Consider the following 19,896-nt stretch of genomic DNA (forward strand, 5'->3'; position numbering starts at 1 on the left):
GAGATAGTATGTATTTTTATGATTTGCAAAAAAAAGCTTTTTTAGTTGAGGGATTACATCAAATCCCTACAACAGCTAAAGCGGTCACAGAGAAAGAGTTTAACTTATTGATAGATGGTCGTAACAAAGGTCGTGAGATCGTGTTAATGGGCAACACTCTTACCCTTACATCTCCACGTCCAAGCCAAGCACACGAGTGGAATGGACGTGAGTGGGTAATTTCCCAAGATAAACAAGCAGAGTTTTTCAATCAAAAAAAAGAAGCGCTAATTCGCAGAATTGCAAACAAAACCGACCGCTTGAAAGACTCTATTTTAGTTGCCTATCCGCAAGCTGAGATTGATAGCTTTTACCGCCAAGAAAAAGAAGCATTAACTAAAAAAGCCAATCCAAATGCAGAGACACCGATGTTGTCTTCGATTGCGCTTAGTCGAGGTGTGTCTCTTGATAACCTAGTGGATAAAGTACTTGCAAAAGCGGAACTATTTGCATCAATTATGGGCAACGTTATTGGACAACGCCAGAAGTTCGAAGACCGCACATTAAGTGCTGAAACTCTTGAGCAATTAACAGATATTGAGATAGAGGTAGATAAATGGCAGTTATCTATTTAGCACTTTACAAAGGCCGAACTAAAAAGTGGCAAGAGCGCTTTAAAGATTGGCTGATTCGCAAAGCAACCAAAGGACAATACTCGCATTGCGAGATTGCAATACATAAAAGTCGAATTTTCGACCATTATCACCGAGATGAGTGGTTTGAGTGTTACAGCTCAAGCCCTCGTGATGGTGGTGTGTGTTGCAGAATTATCAACGTGTCTGACCGCTCTAAGTGGGATTTGGTTGAGTTACAAAATGTGACAGAAGCACAAGTGAAAGCCTATTTTAAGCAGACCAAATGCAAGAAATATGACCTGTGGGGAGCTTTAGGTATAGTGCTTGGCTTTAAGCAACGTGGAGAGCGGTTCTTCTGTTCTGAATGGTGTTTTAATGCCATTTTTAATAGCGAACAGGGCTGGAGGTTTAGCCCGAATCAGTTGGCTGTGATTTTAAATAAAAAGGAGATGTTGTGATAATGGAAAAAGAGCAAAATACTGGCAAGCAAGCAAGCAAGCAAGCAAGCAAGCAAGCAAGCAAAATGAGTGTAAAGGAGCGTGCTATGTTTAAGCAAGCTCCACTCCCATTCATTGGGCAAAAAAGAATGTTCTTAAAGCATTTTAGTCAAATTTTAAATGATAATATCGACGGTGACGGCGAAGGCTGGACGATTGTAGATGTGTTTGGTGGTAGCGGTTTGTTATCTCATGCCGCCAAACAACTCAAGCCACAAGCAAGGGTGATTTACAACGATTTTGACAATTATGCCGAACGTTTACAATACATCCCTGACATTAATCAACTACGCCAACAATTAGCTGTTGCCCTTGCTGATTGCCCCAAAGGTAAGCGGTTAGATAAGACGAAAAAATTGCAACTAATTGGGATTATTGAGGCGTTTAAGGGATATAAAGACCTTCATGTTTTATGCTCATGGTTATTATTTAGCGGAGAACAAGTAAAAAACATTGAAGATTTGTATAAACATAATTTCTGGCATTGTTTACGTCAGAGTAACTATCCAAGTGCGGAGGGTTATCTTGATGGCGTGGAAATTGTTTGTGAGTCGTTCCATCAATTAGTGCCACGCTTCTCAGGGAAAGAAAAAGTGTTACTTGTCCTTGACCCGCCATATCTTTATACAAGACAAGAGAGTTATAGGCAAGAGAAGTATTTTGATTTAATTGATTTTCTACGCCTAATCAATATTACCAAACCACCTTATATCTTCTTTAGCTCAAAGGAATCGGAGTTTATTCGATTTATTGAATATATGCAGGAAGATAAAGTGGATAATTGGCAGGCTTTTGATGGGGTGGAACGGATCGTGGTGAGTGCTCCTGTAAGTTGTGACAAAAAATACGAAGATAATATGGTGTATAAATTCTAAAATAGCGCCCTTTAAAATTGGTTTAAAGGGCGTTTAAATTAATCATCAAGCAAAAACGGGTCTTCCCATAATTCTTCTAAAAATGACATAAATTTTTCTTTTTCATTACCCTTAAAGCCTGATACATCAATCCCAGATGAGCTTGAGAACCTAACCTTAACTTCAACACCGCTGAATTTTGATGCTATTCTTTCAGAGATACGACGAGCTAATTTCTGCATAGTTTTCTCTTGCTCAGCAAGTTTCTTACTATCCCGTTCCTTAACAAAACGTATATCAACAACTTTCATATAGACTCCTTATTACACTGTTTATAAACACAGTATAATAAATCTACCTTGGATATGTCAATATATACAGCACTTAACCATTAAAACAGCGAAAAAAAATAATTCTAAATTTTCGTAGTTTTAATGGTTATTTTTCGCAGTTTTTTTGGCTTGCAACAGTGGAACAAGTGTTTTCAGTAATCTTTTATTTTGGCGTTCACTGGCGGGGAATAATATGAGTACTGAGTCCAGAGAATGAATGGCAAAAAGCACATTTTGCTGCTGTAAGTAGTTCACTAATTCTTGTAATTGGTTCTGATTGGAATGGCATAGATTAATCAATACGACTATGTAATCAAGGGATAGGTCAATGCCAAAGAAATGTGCTTGTTGAGCAAGTAAAGGATATTTTTGTGAATTATCGACTAACTGTAAAATAAATTCTTCTTTATAACGATGAGACCAACGCTCTTGCTCAATTAAAATATATTGTTCAATAATTAATTCCGCAGTCATTTTTACCAATTCGGCATAAGGACGCACTTCCTCTGGATGACCTGAGACCCCCACCACGCCAAAAATTTTACCAAGATAATTAATCGGAATATTAATACCTGGTTTCGCTTCTTGATTCCATTTTTGTGAAAGGAGCTCATCAACTTCCACAACACGATTTTCTCGAATTGCAATCACCGCACCAATATGTTTTTGATTTAAACGGGAGGTATCTCCTGAAGCAATAATGATCCCATTTTTATCCATTACATTGACGCTGTTCGGAATAATATGCATTGCTCGTTTCACAATTTTCTGTGCGACTTGTTGATCTAGTTCCATAATCCACCTGAAAATGAAATCAAACTTGATTAAATCATATAATTAAAATATGTATTTCCCCAAGATATTTATTGCATTTTTTTGCTTAACCGCTACAATTATCGCTCCTTGTCGGCGCTGAATTAGAGATCGGCGTTTGATGTATGATTAACCCCTATAATTGAGGATTTAACTATGTCTCTAAGTACAGAAAAAAAAGCAGAAATCGTTGCTGAGTTTGGTCGTGATGCAAAAGATACTGGTTCTTCAGAAGTTCAAATTGCATTATTAACAGCGCAAATCAACCACTTACAAGGTCATTTTGCTGTTCATAAAAAAGATCACCACGGTCGTCGTGGTTTGTTACGTATGGTTTCTCGTCGTCGTAAATTATTAGATTACTTAAAACGTACTGATTTAGCTAAATATAGCGAAATTATCGCGCGTTTAGGTTTACGTCGCTAATCATTAAATTAAGTAAAGAAAACGCTCAAGAGATTGAGCGTTTTTTTATGCCCGGGATTGGGTGATGTGCAGAATGAATTTTCTTTTATGCGTAAAATTGCCGAAAAAAACACCGCACTAATGTATGAGAGAATGAGGCAATTTTACATCATATGGTACAGGCTTAGTGCTTTATCGCCAGTCGTTTAGTTAAGCGATATAAGGGCGAATACATCAAACCGCCCTTATATTGAAATTAAATGCGTTGAAAAACTTGTGAAAAAAGCACCGCACTTGGTGAAGTGCGAATAGGTTTATTCCACCGCTTTAAATAAAATTTCGCTTGGAATAATCTCACCTTGCCAATAAAGTTCGCTGGCAACGTTTTCTGCTAACTGTAAGAAAGATTGGGCAATTTCGCTGTCTGGGGCAGAAATTACCGTAGGTTTACCGTTATCCATATCTTCACGTAGGCGGATATGTAATGGTTGTTGTGCGAGGACTTTTACTTGATATTTTTCTGCCATTTTTTCAGCGCCACCAGTGCCAAAAATCGGTTCGTGATGACCGCAGTGGCTACAAATATGCACCGACATATTTTCCACAATACCAAGCACAGGGACAGAAACACGCTGGAACATTGAAATCCCTTTAATCGCATCAATTAAGGCGATATCTTGTGGGGTAGTAACTACAATCGCCCCAGTTACAGGGATTTGTTGTGAGAGCGTAAGCTGAATATCTCCCGTTCCCGGCGGCATATCAATCACTAAATAATCCAGCTCTACGCCATCTTTTGCCCATAGGGTTTCTTGCAAAAGTTGGCTTAATGCACTGCTTGCCATAGGTCCACGCCAAATGGTGGCATTATCTGGGTCCATTAAATAGCCAATTGAATTGGTTCGTAGTCCATATACTTCAATAGGATTAATGTGTTTGTTATCTGGAGAGGTTGGGCGTTGATCTGCTACGCCAAGCATATGAGGTACGGAAGGACCATAAATATCGGCATCAAGCAATCCAACTTTTGCCCCTTGCGCTTGTAAGGCTAAAGCTAAATTTACTGAAACCGTGGATTTGCCCACACCACCTTTGCCTGAACTCACCGCAATGATATTTTTAATACCTTTCACTGCGGGGTGGTTATTGGCACGTTTTAATGTGGCGATTTGATAGTTCAGCACCCATTTTACTTCTTGTGCTTGGGTAATTTTTTCTAATTCCTTAGTTAGGGCGGCTTTTAATTGTTCAAAACCGCTATTCCAAGCAAAAGGCATCGCAATTTCAATGCGTAAAACGCCTGCACCGAGTTCTACTTTTTTGATTGCATTGAGGTTAATTAAATCACGCTGTAAGCTTTGCTGTTTAAATTGTTGGAATCGTTGTTGAATCTCGGCTTGTTGCGCCTCGTTTAAATTCGCTGAAAAATGAATGCTCATCATTATTTCCTATTGTTAAGTCGATCGTAAGTAAATAGTTGAGTAAATTTGTTGGTATATTTAAACACGGCAACGCGGTGCTGTTAAGTATAAATTGAGATAAACCGCCTTGAACTGGAAAAAATACCGTCAATAAGGTAAAATTCGGCACAATTTTTCTGATGATAAAGGAACAGATAATGTCAAATTCACCTCGTAAAATTTTAGTCACTTGTGCATTGCCTTATGCCAATGGCCCTATCCATTTAGGACATATGCTTGAACATATCCAAGCCGATATTTGGGTGCGTTTCCAGCGTATGCGTGGCAACGAAATTTATTTTGTTTGTGCCGATGATGCGCACGGAACGCCAATTATGTTGAAAGCTGATCAAATGGGCATTACGCCTGAGCAGTTAATTGCCGATGTACAGCAAAAACATATTGCAGATTTTGAAGGCTTTAATATTAGCTTTGATAACTATCATTCTACCCATAGTGAAGAAAATCGTGAATTGGCACAATGTATTTATCGCAAATTAAAAGAAAATGGTTTTATCAAAAGCCGTACTATTTCACAATTATTCGATCCTGAAAAACAAATGTTCTTGCCTGATCGATTTGTTAAAGGGACTTGCCCAAAATGTAAATCCCCTGATCAATATGGTGATAATTGCGAAGTTTGTTCTGCCACATATAGCCCAACAGAATTAATTAATCCACGCTCTACGGTTTCAGGTGCAACGCCAGTGCTGAAAGAGAGTGAGCATTTTTTCTTTGATTTACCAAGTTTTGAAGCAATGTTGAAAGAGTGGATTCGCTCTGGATCTTTGCAACAGGAAGTGGCGAACAAAATGCAAGAATGGTTTGAAGCGGGTTTACAACAGTGGGATATTTCTCGTGATGCCCCTTATTTTGGCTTTAAAATTCCTGATACAGAAAACAAATATTTCTATGTTTGGCTTGATGCGCCAATTGGTTATATGGCATCGTTTAAAAACCTCTGTGAGCGTAAAGGGGATTTAGACTTTAACGATTTTTGGCGACAAGGCAGCCAAACGGAGCTTTATCATTTTATTGGTAAAGATATTATGTATTTTCACTCCTTGTTTTGGCCCGCGATGTTAGAAGGGGCTGAATTGCGTAAGCCAGATAATATTTTTGTTCACGGCTATGTTACCGTAAATGGCGAAAAAATGTCGAAATCTCGTGGCACATTTATCCAAGCAGCAACTTACTTAAAACATTTAGATCCAGAGTATTTACGCTATTATTATGCGGCGAAATTGGGGAATAGAATTGACGATCTTGATCTCAATTTAGAGGATTTTGTTCAACGAGTAAACACCGATGTGGTGAATAAATTAGTTAATCTTGCTTCACGCAATGCAGGGTTTATTCAAAAACGTTTTGATGGCGAGCTTGCTGCAACCTTGCAAGATCCACAATTATTTGCTGAATTTACCGCACAATCTGAACAAATTGCAGCCTATTATGAAAATCGCGAATTTGGTAAAGCGATCCGTGAAATTATGGCATTAACGGATAAAGCGAATAAATATATTGATGAAAAAGCACCTTGGGTTATTGCCAAAGAAGAAGGGCGAGAGCAAGAATTACAGCAAGTTTGCTCTATGGGTATCCAACTTTTCCGTGTATTAATGGGATATTTAAAACCAGTGTTACCGAAATTGGCAGAGCGTGCCGAAGCCTTTTTACAAGCCGAAATTACTTGGGACAACCTTGCAACGCCTTTGCTCGCGCATAAAATTGCACCATTTAAGGCATTGTTCTCTCGTTTAGAGATGAAACAAATTGAACAAATGATTGAGGCATCTAAAGCTGAAAATGCACAATTACTTCCACAATCCCATAGTGAGAAAAGTGCGGTGGAAAATTTACAAGATATTGAGCCTTTTGAAGACACGATTAGCATTGATGATTTTGCCAAATTAGATTTGCGCGTTGCCAAAGTGCTAAAATGTGAAGCCGTGCCTGAAAGTAACAAATTATTGAAATTTATCTTAGATTTAGGCGTTGAGCAACGCCAAGTTTTCTCTGGGATTAAGGCGGCTTACAATAAACCTGAAGAATTAGAGGGGCGTATGGTGATTATGGTTGCCAATCTCGCACCGCGTAAAATGAAATTTGGTATGTCAGAAGGAATGATTCTTTCTGCGGGCAGTGGCGGCGCAGATTTATTCTTACTTGATGTTGATTCTGGTGCAAAAGCAGGGGCGCGCGTGAAGTAATCAAGCGTAAGAGGAAATAGCGAAAAGGCGAACATCAGGTTCGCCTTTTTTGTTTATGCAACGGGCGTGCCTTTTAGCAATTTCCTTATCCAACTACGATTTGGGCTGAGTTGATGCAAAATATCTTCACTTAATGGCAGGGGTTCGTCGTAAATTAATGAAGCAAGAACTTCGCCAAGTAAAGGGGCGGAAGTTAATCCCCTTGAGCCTAATGCCCCGATTAAATAAAGATTACGATGTATTGCGGCTGGTGGAATGGGCTGTTTTCGACGACGAAGATTGAACAAATTATTGTAGTCTGCTACTTGCTGAGCAAAATCTGGCACGTTACCGACCATTGGAATGCGATCTCGCACCGCACAACGCACGCCAACACGGGCAAGATTGTCAGATGTATCGATCGCGTTCACCCATTCAGGACCCGCAAGATTATGTTGAATTTTATATTGATTTTGTTGCTGTTCTTGTGAGCTGAATTGACGATCTTGATTATCGCGAACGTGGCTCGCCCCAATGCAATGGCTCGTCTGATGTTGATCGGCGGGAGTGAGATAACCATCATAGCAAAGCACGGCATTCAGTTGCTTTAATTGTGGTGTTGTGGGAATTTGGCTCACTTGTCCACGCACGGGATAAACCGGCAATTCTTTCGTTTGATGAAAGTTTTTTAGCTGATGTCCATTGGCAATAATGGCAATGTGATGAGAAAAGGTTTCACCCTGTGCGTTGGTCAATTGCCAATTTTCATCTTGCAGTGAAAGTGCGGTAATTTTTTGCGATGTTTTTATGCTTACGCCCTGTTCGGCTAGATAGCTAAATAAATTTTGCACTAATTGACGGGGAGCAAGCCAAGCCCCTTGTGGAAGAAATGCCCCACCACAAGGCAGTGGTAAACCGACTTTTTCGCTTAATTCAGTTTGGGAAAGTGGTTGGAATAAGGTTTCAGGCAAATCTAACGCAGAAATTTTATCTAATTTCACCGCACTTTTATGATCATAAGCACAAAGGGCAACGCCACAAAAAGCGTGTTCAAATTCAATTCCCTGTTTAATAGCCCAATGTAATTGCTGCTGCCCATATAAAAATGCGTGGATATAAAAACGAATATTACGTTTATCATCATCACTCAGTTGTGGATAAAAAGCCCCTTGTTTATTGCCAGAAGCATTGAGGGCGGTTTGTTCGTCTTCGCAATATAAGGTGATGTTTGCGCCTCGTTGTAATAAAGACAGCGCAGTAAAGGCGGAAGCAATTCCCCCGCCGATAATTGCGATATCTTGTTGATCTACTTTGCTAGGGCGCAGTTTGCTCAGCGGAGCTGATTGAGCCAAATACCAAGGGGTTAAGATTGCCAAAGTGCGGTGATTTTTTTTGTCATTTTCTGGTTTTACTCCAGCTAAACATTCACGCTTTTTACCATAGCCTTTGCGTTTATGTACGCAAAACCCCGCACTTTCTAACCCTTTTCGCACCGCACTGGCTGCCGTAAAGGTGGCAAATGTTCCATTAGGTTTGCAATAATTGAACATTGCAGTATAAAGTTGCGCGTTCCACATTTGCGGGTTTTTACTCGGAGAAAAGCCATCTAAAAACCACGCATCAATACGGTTTTGCATATAATCACCAAGTTGCGGTAAGTTGTCTGCGATATCGCCAAACCAAACATCTAATGTGCTTTCATTAAAATGGAAACGCTGGCAGCCACTAATCATTGGTTGCCAGTGTTGGCAAAGTTGCTGGCTTAACTCAGTAAACTCCGTATAAAGCAGGTGCGTTTCGGCTAACTGCGTTTGATTCAATGGATATTTTTCAAAAGAAATAAAGAACAGACGTTTTAATGGGCTATGGGGGTAAGCTTGTCTAAATTGGCGAAAGAGCGTGGTTACGGCAAAAAAATTCAGCCCTGTACCAAAACCTGTTTCTCCGATCACAAAATGAGATTGTTCAAAATCTTGCCAACGTTGCCATAATTGATTTCCTTCTTGAAAAACATAGCGACTTTCTGCTAATCCATCTTGATTAGAGAAATAAACATCGTTAAATGTAGCGGAAACAGGCGTTTTTTCTTGGTTAAAATAAATCTCGGCGTGATTAAGTTTAAACATCGGTGTGGTTATCTTTGTTGTACTGATTGAGTTTGCTATAATAACGGAATTTTCTGGATTGGTCGAACCTTCAAAGAAATGCTTGCAATATTTTCATTTCGTAGTAAGTTAGCGACCGACAAATCTATTTACTCTTTCAACCCAAAAGGAATAATTTATGAAAAGAGCGGTAATTACTGGTTTCGGCGTCATTTCTAGTATCGGTAACAATAAAGAAGAAGTGCTAGCTTCATTAAAAGCGGGCAAATCAGGCATTGAATTAGTGCCAGAATTTGTCGAAATGGGTATGCGTAGCCATATCGCAGGAACACTTAAAATTACTCCTTCAGAATTAATTGACCGTAAAGTTTACCGTTTTATGGGCGATGCAGCCGCTTATGCGTATCTTTCAATGAAAGAAGCCATTGAAGATGCCGGATTAACAGAAGAACAGGTTTCTAACGATCGTACAGGCTTGGTCATTGGTGCTGGAACAGGTTCGGCACATAACCAATTAATCGCTTGTGATGCTGTGCGTGGGCCTCGTGGTGTAAAAGCCGTTGGGCCTTATGCGGTAACCAAAACAATGGCATCAAGCGTTTCAGCCTGTTTAGCGACCCCTTATAAAATTCGTGGTGTCAATTACAGCATTAGTTCAGCTTGTGCGACTTCAGCACATTGTATTGGACACGCACTAGAATTAATCCAATTAGGTAAACAAGATATTGTATTTGCAGGTGGTGCTGAGGAACTTTCTTGGGAATGTGCAACAGAGTTTGATGCAATGGGTGCGGTTTCGACAAAATATAATGATACGCCAGAGAAAGCTTCTCGCGCTTATGATGCAAACCGTGATGGTTTTGTTATCGCAGGTGGTGGCGCGGTGGTTGTCGTTGAAGAATTAGAACACGCCCTTGCTCGTGGTGCAAAAATTTATGCAGAAATCGTAGGCTATGGCGCAACTTCAGATGGTTATGATATGGTCGCGCCGAGTGGAGAAGGGGCAGAGCGTTGTATGAAACAAGCAATGGCAACCGTAGATACTCCGATTGATTACATCAACGTGCACGGCACGTCAACACCCGTTGGTGATGTGAAAGAACTTGGTGCAATTAAAAACGTATTCGGTGAAAGCCAACCTGCGATTTCGTCCACAAAATCAATGACAGGACACTCCTTAGGTGCTGCAGGTGCGCACGAAGCCATCTACACATTATTAATGTTAGATAACGATTTTATTGCCCCAAGCATTAACATTGAAACTCTTGATCCACAAGCTGAAGGGATGAATATCGTAACAAAAACCAAAGAAAATGCGGGCTTAAATACCGTGATGTCAAACAGCTTTGGTTTTGGTGGCACCAATGCAACCTTAGTTTTTAGACGTTATACAAAATAATATTCATTAAAAAGACATAAAAATAAAGCAGGTTAAATACCTGCTTTATTTTTTTGTATGATTAGTGATACTTTTTATTTATTTTTTACTAATGGATAAAACGGTTTACCCCAATCTAATTTATCGTAGTTATTCATCATAATTTCAAGCATTGTGGGTAAAAATAAAGAAAGAAGTTGGCAACTTACTTTTAATTGCTCACGGTTAACAGAACTATTAAAAGTTGCACCACCGTGAATAATCTGATTTCTCAGCGTATAAAGACGCCCAAATAATATAGTCAAAATTTGAGGTGTATTTTGTTTTTCTAATGCAGAAAGCAAATGTCTTTGTTCATCTTTCTCTTCTTTAAGGTATTGCTGTTCGGTAATATCACCATTATGAAAACGCCAAAATGGCTGAAAAATAAATTGATTATTTGTAAGTAAACGAATAGGCTGGGAAAAATTCCTCCATACTAGAGTATAAATAGTTTGCTCTTCATCTAAACTACAAATCCGTAATAAAAACTCATTTAAATTAACCCGCTCTTTATTTTCTAAGTTCTTCATTTCTTTAGCATAAGCAGAATTAAACGCTATCCAAAGAAAAATAAATTTAGTATCTAAATCTTCAGTGGCTTCAGCCTGCTTTAACCAACTTAATGCTCGGTGGATACGGAGTTTAAAGTTGTCGGAGTAGTTTTGGGAATCTTTATTTTGTTTAAAATAAGTGGTAAGAGTTAATATATCTCTCATAAAGCTATCCTCACTAAATATAATTTATAATTAGTAGGATAGCATATATTAAGATATTAGCATACGGTTATTGTTCTAATATATCTAATAAGAATTCTGTTAATGAATTTTGTTTGTTTTTTATAATAGAGTTACTGGATGCCGACCATACATATATTTTACCATCGTTATTATCATAAATATAATATTGACCATCTCCAATGTCTAATAAAGGAATATGATTGTTAGGAATGTTTACATTATATTCTTTAAATTCTTTGAGTAAGTTAAGAATATTAAGATAGTAATCAGTTGAAACTCCCAATCCATATATTTCATCACTGTTGTAACTTAATATACCAAAACTAGATAAAAAATCTCTATATTCAGATGAAAATTTTATACCTAACTGTCTTTCAGCTGATAAAATTTCGTTTTCATTAGCTGGGCGAATAATAGCACCTTTTGCTACAAATTTATTTGCTAATTCTTTCATTGTTATACTCCTTGTTTTTCTATAATTTCAGCAGCACGTTCTTTCCAGTGTTCTTCTTTTTCTTTTTTAAAACTCTCACGATCTATTTCAGATTCTTTTTTCACATCATGCAATATAGTGTGGTTACCTGGTCCTCTATGTTCTCTTGAAGTTAATTCAGCGAGAGGTGAATTTTGATTTTGTCCAATATGATGAAGCTCAATTGGTTTACCACCTTTATCTAAAGGTGCAAGTCCTTGTTGCATTCTACCTAGGTTAGTTCTCCCTAATTCATCTTTTTGATTAAGATCAATATCTTCTTTGCATAGAACAAATTTCCCATTAATTTCTTTTGGCATTAAGCTTGCTCCTTGATAAATATCAGCCTCTTCTTCTGATTTTATCAGCGCAACAATTTCGGAAGGCCAGATTAATGTGAGTTTTTCAATGGTTTCTTCTTTCACTGGCGTAAAATGCTCTTTAGCTAAACAATCCATAACATTTTCTGAGTTAGAAGGATTTTTAGTGTCAGTAGCGACTTTGTCAGTTATATTAGCTTCATCAAAAATATCTTCAATAGTAATTTTATCATCAGCCCATACTGGTAACTCTTTGCTATTGACCTCTTTTGTGTCTATCGACGGTGTTTCTTGTGTTTCTAATTTATTGAGCATATAAACTCCTAGTCTTTATAAAGTTATTTTATATTCTGTTAGGTATTCTCAGCTGAATGAGAATTTAATATATGACTTATAGTAGATTTTTTCTGATTGTATTATGTATAAATCCTTCAATATTCCTCGTGTTTTCAAAGTTATGATGTAAATTCTCAATAATAAGTTGAATTAATTCATTAACCTCTTTTTCTTGAATATTATCTTGTCTAGATTGAAGTTCTTTGATTCGTTGAGTTACTCCATTTTGTAAATCAAAAAAATCTAGTAGAATTTTAAATGTCTTATCTGGACAGTCCCAAAATGGAGAATTGCCTTTTTGTTCATAATGTTGAATTAATTTGTGTAAATATGAGCTTTTACGAGCTGATGAACTAAACCGATTTACCCCTTTTTTTAATACATTAATATCAAATTGGCTTTCATTTTCTAGCTGTTTATGTAATAAGAAACGGATTAAATGTTCATTGAAGATTTTCTTTTCATCTTCTTCATTGGCAACATATTGATAAGGTTTTTCTTCACTATCAAAATACGCAATTTTACACAGGATTGGCTCAAGCCAGTTATTTTGATAAACAACAGCGATACCTTTTGGTAATTTAGCTATTTCTTCTAATTGTTCATCATTAACTCCAGCAGCTTTTCCGGCTAAACGGCGATCTGATTCGTCTGGTAAACGCATAATAATTTTCGTATTAGTATTTCGGATTGCAGAAATATCCACTGCATTTGGTGATTGATCTGCAATGATAAAACCTTCTCCATAAGTTCGCATTTCAGCAATCGCATTTGAAAGCATTTCAACCGATTTACCAGCAACATTAGAACCCTCTGAACTTTGTTCCGTTGAAGTGCGTTTTAAGATATTGTGGGCTTCTTCTAAAACTGTAATGTGTTTCAGAGGTTCATTCATTCCTGTTGCTGTAGCCATTCTATGTTCACTTAATCTCATTATTAAGATTCCCATAATCAGCGATTTTGTTTCTTGTGAACCGACACGGCTTAAATCAATAATGACATTTTCATCAAAGAGTAATGAGTTATCTAATTCATCAGCGTTAAAAATTTGACCATTTAAACCATTTGTTAATGATTTAATTCGAGTTGCTAATGCACCACTATAATTACTCTTCATTTCGCTTGAATAATTTGATTTTTCAATCACAATTTCTAATTGATGTAGCAAATCAACAAAACTAGGAAAACGATTTGGTGTTCTTGTTGTAGAAGAAATTAAATTCCAACCGCTGGCTTCATAGGCTGAAAGTATTGCATCTTTAAGTACTGCTGGCATCGCAGCATACATTGGCCAACAAACATTAAAGATCTCAATTAAACGATCAATATGTTCTAAAATATGTACTTCAGCTGGGAATTTGAATGGATTGATTTTTAGTAACTTGGCTTGTTTTGGATTTGTGCCGAAAACAGCAACATCTTCACGATGTCCAAATACATTTTTGTATTCCCCTTTGGCTGGCTCAATGACCATAAACTTCACTTCATTTTTATTGAATTGATCAAGTAATTGATAGACGGTATTACTTTTTCCAGAGCCAGTGGAACCTGTAACAAAAATATGACTAGATAGAGTTTGCAAATCTAAATTAACTACTTGTGCTTTTTCTGACCACAAATGGAAAATCTTACCTAATTCGACTTTTGGCTTATCTTTATTAGAAGAATTTACACTTCCTACTGCATCTATGACTTGAATTTTTCTTCCGAAAGATTTTCCTTCTAATACGGAAACCGTAGATGTAGAGCGACGTGGTAAACCTAGTTGAATGGCCATTTCTTTTCCTGAAACTAAGACCGCGGGCGTAAAAAATGGAATATCAACACCTTTTACAAAATTCCCTGACACTCTTGGATGAGAAAAATTCTTCAGCCATGTAAGTACTTCTTTTGTTTTGTTTGGATCTTGTTTATTCCATATTGTAAAGGCAAAATCTTCTGCACTTGATGTATTACCACGCATTAAGCTAAAAAACATACTGGCAAGTGCTTGTGAAGTGGCTAAATCCTCACTAATAAAATAAGCAGCAGAATTCCATCCGCCATAACGTCGTGCTTCATCAATACGCTCTAAGTTGTGATCCACCTTTTTCAACAATAGTTCAATGGTTTTATTCGTAAATTCAATCGAACGTTGCTTACTTGTACCAAGCGTGCGATTTACATTTCTTCCTGTTGTTGTTCCGTAACTATCAGTCGTTGAGGTAGTTTGGGACTGACTTTGGCTTTCATTGCTTCCTGTTGTTGTGGTAAATGTCGTACTCTTAGTATTTGTTTTACTGGCAAAAACGCCAATTGATGAAGTTGATGATATTGATGCAAAGTCGATACTTACTCCGCCAGTTATACTTCTAGAGTAATTTCCCCCCATTGAATATGCAACACTTGTACCAGTTGATTCAGAGTGCGATTCACTTGTTCCTCTGGTTTCAGTGAGACCTAAACTTTTACCAAGTGATTGACTAATGTTCTCACTAATACTAAGTCCTACACTATCACTTTCATTTTCACCATAAGATAAGGTTGTTTTTAATAATGGAGAAAGCTGGGTTGCTACTCCTTCATACCCTTGTTGAATTAAATCTAATTCCATAGTGTTTACAGGTTCTGCAAGAATTAATGCTTGATATATGCGTCCTTCAGCAGCATCAATAAAATGCTCTAATCCCTGCATAAAGTATTCACGTTCATCGGTAGATAAGGATGGAACACTGGTTACAGCAGTAATATTTTTATCACTTTCATCTAATTTATTTACTAATTCTTCAATTTCGTTACCATTTAATGAAACTAATTGAGTGCCTGAGAAATGTCCATTAATTGTTTCTTTCAGTAATTTTCCTGCTGCATTTCCTAAAGATTTTTTGGCTTTACCTTTTGTTCCTAGATAAATGGTTGTCTCTTTACCATCACTATTTAGAAATAGAAAGACAGAATGTCCGGCTGTACCTAATGTAGCATAGGTTGCAGTTAAACTTTCTAGCATTGATTGTTTATTTTCTAAAATAATACGTTCAATACGGAAAATGCGTATATCAGTTGCAAGATGAATACTTTCATTATGCACTAAAGGGAGTAATTCCTCATTGTTTAATGTTGCCAAATATTGTTTATTTAATAATTGATATGTACTATCTAATGAGGATTGTGTTTTTTGGCTAAGTTCGGCCAGTTTAACTTTATCAGACATTGATTTAATCTCCGTTTTTTAGATATAAGAATAAGGCTGTAGCTACAACTAATACGACTCCACCAATTAAACAAACAGTTTTTATAAAATCATTGTTGTTCTTAGGTTCATACAATGAGTTAGCCGTTTTTCTATTCTCTTTTCTCTTGATATCTGATTGTGTTTTATTAAATGTTTGTGAGCCATTATTCCCTTTTGATTCAGATGTATTTATTTTCAGTGTTGTACTCATTTCTGCTCTATTTATGCTAGATTGTGATCTATTGGACATTTGGAAATCAGGATCGCCTTTTTTCATCAACGTCTCACGCACGTTTAGTAAGTGTAGAATACGCTCTAAAGTAAAATTACGATTTAAGAAAACTTGCTGTTGGTAAAAATAATTTTTATTCCAATCATTTTCATCATCGCTAATTGGTGAAACATAGATACTTTCTTCAGCCTCTTCAAATACTGCGTTATTTTTCTCATAAACATAATAAATTGATGCTAGTACCGTTTCGATAGGAAGCGAAAAATTCTTCAAAATCGTCATTAATGCAGAACGAATATCAGATAAATCATTTTTATCTAATGCCTTTTTTAAATATTCAACGGGAATAAAGTCTGTGAGGTTTGGTCTTTTTTGTGTATCCATTGTTTTTTCTCTCATTTAGTTGTTTAAAATTGACCGCATATTTTTTTAAGTGCGGTCAAATTTCATCTAGAAAAATATTTATTCTTTATTTAAAATCCTTTCTTTTATATCTATCCTTTATAAAGCAATAACATCATCAATTTCTTTTTCAAACGCTTTAATTTTTTCCAGATTTTTTTCTGCTTCTTGAATTGCCTCTTTAAGATTTTTATCATCTCTCATTTTGGCTTCCATATCTTGACTGATGTTAGTCATTTGTTTAGCAAATTCTTCACTAATAAACTCACTAAAAGTGTTAATTTGCTCTTCAATATCCATTTCAGTTTTAGTGGCTACTAATCTAAAAAATGAGTTAAATTCGTTATCAAGCATAGGAGATATAACATCGTCCCAGGTAGTATTCGCATCGAAAATCTCTATTTCTTCGTAAATATCTTCAGGATCGTCCCACCAAGTGAATGGATTCCACCATACAGTTCTTGATCTTTCTCCGACTTTTACCTCTTCTGTTTGTGTTATTTTTTTAGCGGATTTTAATTTTTCTAAACTAAAGTTGTAACCAATGCTAGACATTGTTTTTTTTAGGTTTGCTAGTGGAACCTTAGGCATATTAATATTGCTGAAGAAAGCCTCAAGATGTTCTTTATAAATTTTTATCAATTCCTCTTGAATCTTATCTTGGGTATTTAAGACTAAATTTTCAGATTCTGAAATTAATTCAACTTTTTGATGTTCAAATTTATTACCAATTTGTTTAATAACTTCGTTAATCCCATGATCTGTTTTATACTTGCTTCTATTTTTATCAGATTTAAATGCTTCCCCCTCAAGCTCGATCATTTCACGAATCTGTGCTTCTAGCGTATTGATTTTATTTAATGGCTTAGCTAGTGAAAGTTTATCAGGATCTTTTTTAGCTTGATCTATTAGTTTATCTAAATCTTTTTCGGTGCTTTCTCTTATTTTTTTAGCATCTTTTAAGCTTTGTAGCGCATCTTTTATCTTTTCTCTTTGCTCCTGATATGATTCCAAGTTTTTTATAAGATCTTCTTTATTTCTTGCGATATTTGTTACATTTTTAAGGGCATCATAAGCACGGAAAACACGTTCAGGTATGCTATATTTATCAATATAGTTATCGATTACTGCTTCAATGGCTGGGATACCAGTGTGTAATAATGCGATATTCTCTTCATTCTGTAATTTTTGTTTCACCGGCGTACTTAATGGCATATATTTGGTAAAGTCAATGCCAATATAATTATCTTCTTTATCATCTAAGGCACGAAATTCCCAGTTTCTCAAGTCGCTCATTTCTGCACGACTCAAGGTAAAATTAAATTGACGTTTTCTAAGTAAAGAAGCATTTCTGGCACTAATTGGGAAAATTAAAGGATCAGCAATGCCAAAACTTTTTATATAGTCCTTGCATTTTTCTAAAATAGATTGAATACTTTCACCTTTCTCTTCATCAAAAGAATCTGCTTTATTTAATAAGAATAAGAAACGATCTTTATTCTGTACCCCACCTTGTTTCATTGTTTCTGCAATCATAGTTAATGTCTGTTTATCATCATTAATACCGATTTGTGTAGCATTTAACAAGTAACAAATTAATGGCTTTTTAGTATTATCTTGAATTTTTCTAAATGTTACGATCTCGTGATCTTTATCTTGGCTATTATTTGGACCGGGAGTGTCTGTTAAAATTAAACGAATGTTCTCTCTTGCATTTATACCAAGCACATTTCCTTCTAGTTTAATAATAGCGGTATCTTTATGAAGTTCGGTACTATTCCAATCCTTTAATATATTAAGAGTAACCTCATCAGATTTTTCTACACAATTTCCTGCTTTATCAATACGTTGCCCTTTAAACACGCCTTTATCTAATTCTTTATTATCGGTGATTTCAGCAATAATTGCGGTTGTTGCTTCATTTGCCGCGGGAAGTAGTTCACTCCCTAATAATGAATTTAAGAAGGTAGATTTACCTGCAGACATTGTAGCTGCAACATAAATATCAAAATCATTACTTAATGCTTTCTCTAAATTTTCTTGGGTTTTAGGTTGCTTCATTTGTTCTGAAAACAGTGGATGTTTTTCAGCTTTATGAATTAGATGCTTAATATCATTTAAACGGTTATCACTATCAGCAACTTTAATCCATTCAAATTTAATATTTGAGTTGGTTTTTTCAATATCTGCTTTTACATCAACAGCATCATTTTCAAGTCCTTTAAAAATAACTTTAAAGTTAGTGCCATTGAATAATTCATCTCCCACTTTTTTAAAGAATCCTTCAATCCAAAGTTGAATTCTTCGATTTACATAATTATTTAGGAAAATCTGTTCATCAGGTTTTTCATCATTAATAAGAAATGTTGTTTTTATTGTAAACGGATTATGTTCGATATAAATGGAGTTCATAATTTTTCCTTTTATTTACTTAAGTTGATTAATCAAAGTTTTGCATTTTAATAAAGCCAATTTAAGCTTGTTAGTATAAAAATAGATTTACTCTTGTTTATTAGATAAGAAAAAAGCTTTCTAAACTTTTTTTATTTTATTAAATGTATGATCTATTTTATTCTGTAATAAATAACAAATCTCACCAAATCCAGTATTATAATAATATTCTTTAATCTCTTTTATTGATTTGTTATTTGCTAAAATCTCATTATCTTCTTGAGAGAGATTAGTCTGTATGAATGATTGAGCTAATTTTCTATTTTTTCTTGATAGGCTTGATGCACCTTTAAATAAAAACTCTGGGGATTCGAGTAAAACAGATAAATCATACTTTTCACTTCTAGAAAAAACATCGCTATTTAGTAGTTTTTGAAATAGTAACGCCTGTTTTGCTGAGATTGTGATAATGTTTGGGGATTTAAATCCAATTTCGTTTAAGTATTTTTCAACATTCTTAATTAGTTGAACAATGCTTAATTCTTTTTCTGTATCAATTTCATCTGCTTTATTTAAGATAAAAATAATTTCTTTTTTGGTATCTTGTTTTATTGTATTATAGATTTTTTCTAATAATAATCGGTCATCATTGATACCGAACTGTGTGGCATTTAATAAATAAAGAATCAATCCATATTCCTTGTCATTAATGACTTCCATTGTTAATAACTCGTGATTATCATTTTGACTATTATTGGGTCCGGGTAAATCATAGATTACTAATTCGGCACGAGTATTTTTAATAGTTTGGATATCGCCATCAATATTAATTTTTTTTATTTCAGGAGCTTTGTTCCATTTTTTTAAAATTTCTGCATTGATATTACGAGATTTTTCAACTAGCTTACCATCATAATTATAAGCAGAACCTGAAAAAAAACTTTTATTATCTTTATCGTGGATACGTGTAATGGTTGCTGTTGTAGCTTGATTAGCTGAATGTAATAATTCCGTACCAATAAGGGCATTGATAAATGTCGATTTTCCTGCACTCATTGTGCCAACTACGATTACCTCGAATAGATTTCTTTTCATTTACTTTATAT

The 19,896-nt window shown here is 35.7% G+C and carries 17 protein-coding genes; 6 read left to right on the plus strand and 11 right to left on the minus strand.

Features of this window, described 5'->3' with window-relative positions; translation table 11 throughout:
* Window positions 1–8 precede the first annotated feature (8 nt).
* From L5B90_RS08790 to L5B90_RS08800, 3 genes are all read left to right on the plus strand, one after another.
* A complete protein-coding gene (locus L5B90_RS08790) occupies window positions 9–614 on the plus strand; it encodes a hypothetical protein (protein WP_265762680.1) in 606 nt (201 codons plus the stop codon).
* Window positions 596–1,072: an enoyl-CoA hydratase gene (locus tag L5B90_RS08795; protein WP_265762681.1), complete on the plus strand. Its 477-nt coding sequence runs from the start codon at window positions 596–598 to the stop codon at window positions 1,070–1,072. The genes L5B90_RS08790 and L5B90_RS08795 overlap by 19 nt, the downstream gene beginning before the upstream one ends.
* Before the next feature lie 86 nt (window positions 1,073–1,158).
* Window positions 1,159–1,986 carry a DNA adenine methylase gene (locus tag L5B90_RS08800; RefSeq protein WP_265410864.1) on the plus strand — a complete coding sequence of 276 codons (828 nt, stop codon included), beginning with the start codon at window positions 1,159–1,161 and terminating at the stop codon, window positions 1,984–1,986.
* Window positions 1,987–2,024: 38 nt separating this feature from the next.
* Here the strand turns inward: L5B90_RS08800 and L5B90_RS08805 are convergent, their stop codons facing one another.
* Complete coding sequence (locus tag L5B90_RS08805) at window positions 2,025–2,276, minus strand: DinI-like family protein (RefSeq protein ID WP_265410865.1); 252 nt, start codon at window positions 2,274–2,276, stop codon at window positions 2,025–2,027.
* Between the two features lie 120 nt (window positions 2,277–2,396).
* Window positions 2,397–3,092 carry a CdaR family transcriptional regulator gene (locus L5B90_RS08810; RefSeq protein ID WP_442778771.1) on the minus strand — a complete coding sequence of 232 codons (696 nt, stop codon included), beginning with the start codon at window positions 3,090–3,092 and terminating at the stop codon, window positions 2,397–2,399.
* 174 nt (window positions 3,093–3,266) lie between these two features.
* On the opposite strand from L5B90_RS08810, the gene rpsO reads away from it, so the two are divergent.
* Complete coding sequence (gene rpsO / locus L5B90_RS08815; RefSeq protein WP_250349684.1) at window positions 3,267–3,536, plus strand: 30S ribosomal protein S15; 270 nt, start codon at window positions 3,267–3,269, stop codon at window positions 3,534–3,536.
* Window positions 3,537–3,829: 293 nt separating this feature from the next.
* Here the strand turns inward: rpsO and apbC are convergent, their stop codons facing one another.
* Window positions 3,830–4,954 carry an iron-sulfur cluster carrier protein ApbC gene (gene apbC / locus L5B90_RS08820; protein ID WP_265762760.1) on the minus strand — a complete coding sequence of 375 codons (1,125 nt, stop codon included), beginning with the start codon at window positions 4,952–4,954 and terminating at the stop codon, window positions 3,830–3,832.
* Between the two features lie 179 nt (window positions 4,955–5,133).
* On the opposite strand from apbC, the gene metG reads away from it, so the two are divergent.
* A complete protein-coding gene (gene metG / locus L5B90_RS08825) occupies window positions 5,134–7,185 on the plus strand; it encodes a methionine--tRNA ligase (protein WP_265762682.1) in 2,052 nt (683 codons plus the stop codon).
* Window positions 7,186–7,238: 53 nt separating this feature from the next.
* On the opposite strand, the gene mnmC is transcribed toward metG, so the two are convergent.
* Window positions 7,239–9,290 carry a bifunctional tRNA (5-methylaminomethyl-2-thiouridine)(34)-methyltransferase MnmD/FAD-dependent 5-carboxymethylaminomethyl-2-thiouridine(34) oxidoreductase MnmC gene (gene mnmC / locus L5B90_RS08830; RefSeq protein WP_265762683.1) on the minus strand — a complete coding sequence of 684 codons (2,052 nt, stop codon included), beginning with the start codon at window positions 9,288–9,290 and terminating at the stop codon, window positions 7,239–7,241.
* A 157-nt stretch (window positions 9,291–9,447) separates the two neighbouring features.
* On the opposite strand from mnmC, the gene fabB reads away from it, so the two are divergent.
* Window positions 9,448–10,668, plus strand: a complete 1,221-nt coding sequence (fabB, locus tag L5B90_RS08835) for a beta-ketoacyl-ACP synthase I (protein WP_250349687.1) — start codon at window positions 9,448–9,450, stop codon at window positions 10,666–10,668.
* A 74-nt stretch (window positions 10,669–10,742) separates the two neighbouring features.
* On the opposite strand, the gene L5B90_RS08840 is transcribed toward fabB, so the two are convergent.
* From L5B90_RS08840 to L5B90_RS08870, 7 genes are all read right to left on the minus strand, one after another.
* Window positions 10,743–11,405, minus strand: coding sequence for a HEPN domain-containing protein (locus L5B90_RS08840; RefSeq protein ID WP_250363433.1), 663 nt, complete (start codon window positions 11,403–11,405; stop codon window positions 10,743–10,745).
* A 67-nt stretch (window positions 11,406–11,472) separates the two neighbouring features.
* On the minus strand, window positions 11,473–11,880 hold the full coding sequence (locus L5B90_RS08845; RefSeq protein WP_250363432.1) for an SMI1/KNR4 family protein: 408 nt from the start codon (window positions 11,878–11,880) through the stop codon (window positions 11,473–11,475).
* 2 nt (window positions 11,881–11,882) lie between these two features.
* Entirely contained in the window at window positions 11,883–12,533 is a 651-nt protein-coding gene (locus tag L5B90_RS08850; RefSeq protein ID WP_250363431.1) for an HNH/ENDO VII family nuclease, read from the minus strand.
* Window positions 12,534–12,609: 76 nt separating this feature from the next.
* On the minus strand, window positions 12,610–15,744 hold the full coding sequence (locus L5B90_RS08855) for an ATP-binding protein (RefSeq protein ID WP_250349691.1): 3,135 nt from the start codon (window positions 15,742–15,744) through the stop codon (window positions 12,610–12,612).
* Window positions 15,745–15,748: 4 nt separating this feature from the next.
* Window positions 15,749–16,381 carry a hypothetical protein gene (locus L5B90_RS08860; RefSeq protein ID WP_250349692.1) on the minus strand — a complete coding sequence of 211 codons (633 nt, stop codon included), beginning with the start codon at window positions 16,379–16,381 and terminating at the stop codon, window positions 15,749–15,751.
* A gap of 117 nt (window positions 16,382–16,498) precedes the next feature.
* Entirely contained in the window at window positions 16,499–18,811 is a 2,313-nt protein-coding gene (locus L5B90_RS08865) for a dynamin family protein (protein WP_250349693.1), read from the minus strand.
* A gap of 120 nt (window positions 18,812–18,931) precedes the next feature.
* Window positions 18,932–19,885 (minus strand): dynamin family protein, encoded by a 954-nt coding sequence (locus tag L5B90_RS08870; protein ID WP_265762684.1) that lies wholly within the window; start codon window positions 19,883–19,885, stop codon window positions 18,932–18,934.
* Window positions 19,886–19,896 lie beyond the last annotated feature (11 nt).

Origin of the sequence: Avibacterium sp. 20-129 (assembly GCF_026226845.1) — a bacterium.
GTDB lineage: Bacteria > Pseudomonadota > Gammaproteobacteria > Enterobacterales > Pasteurellaceae > Avibacterium.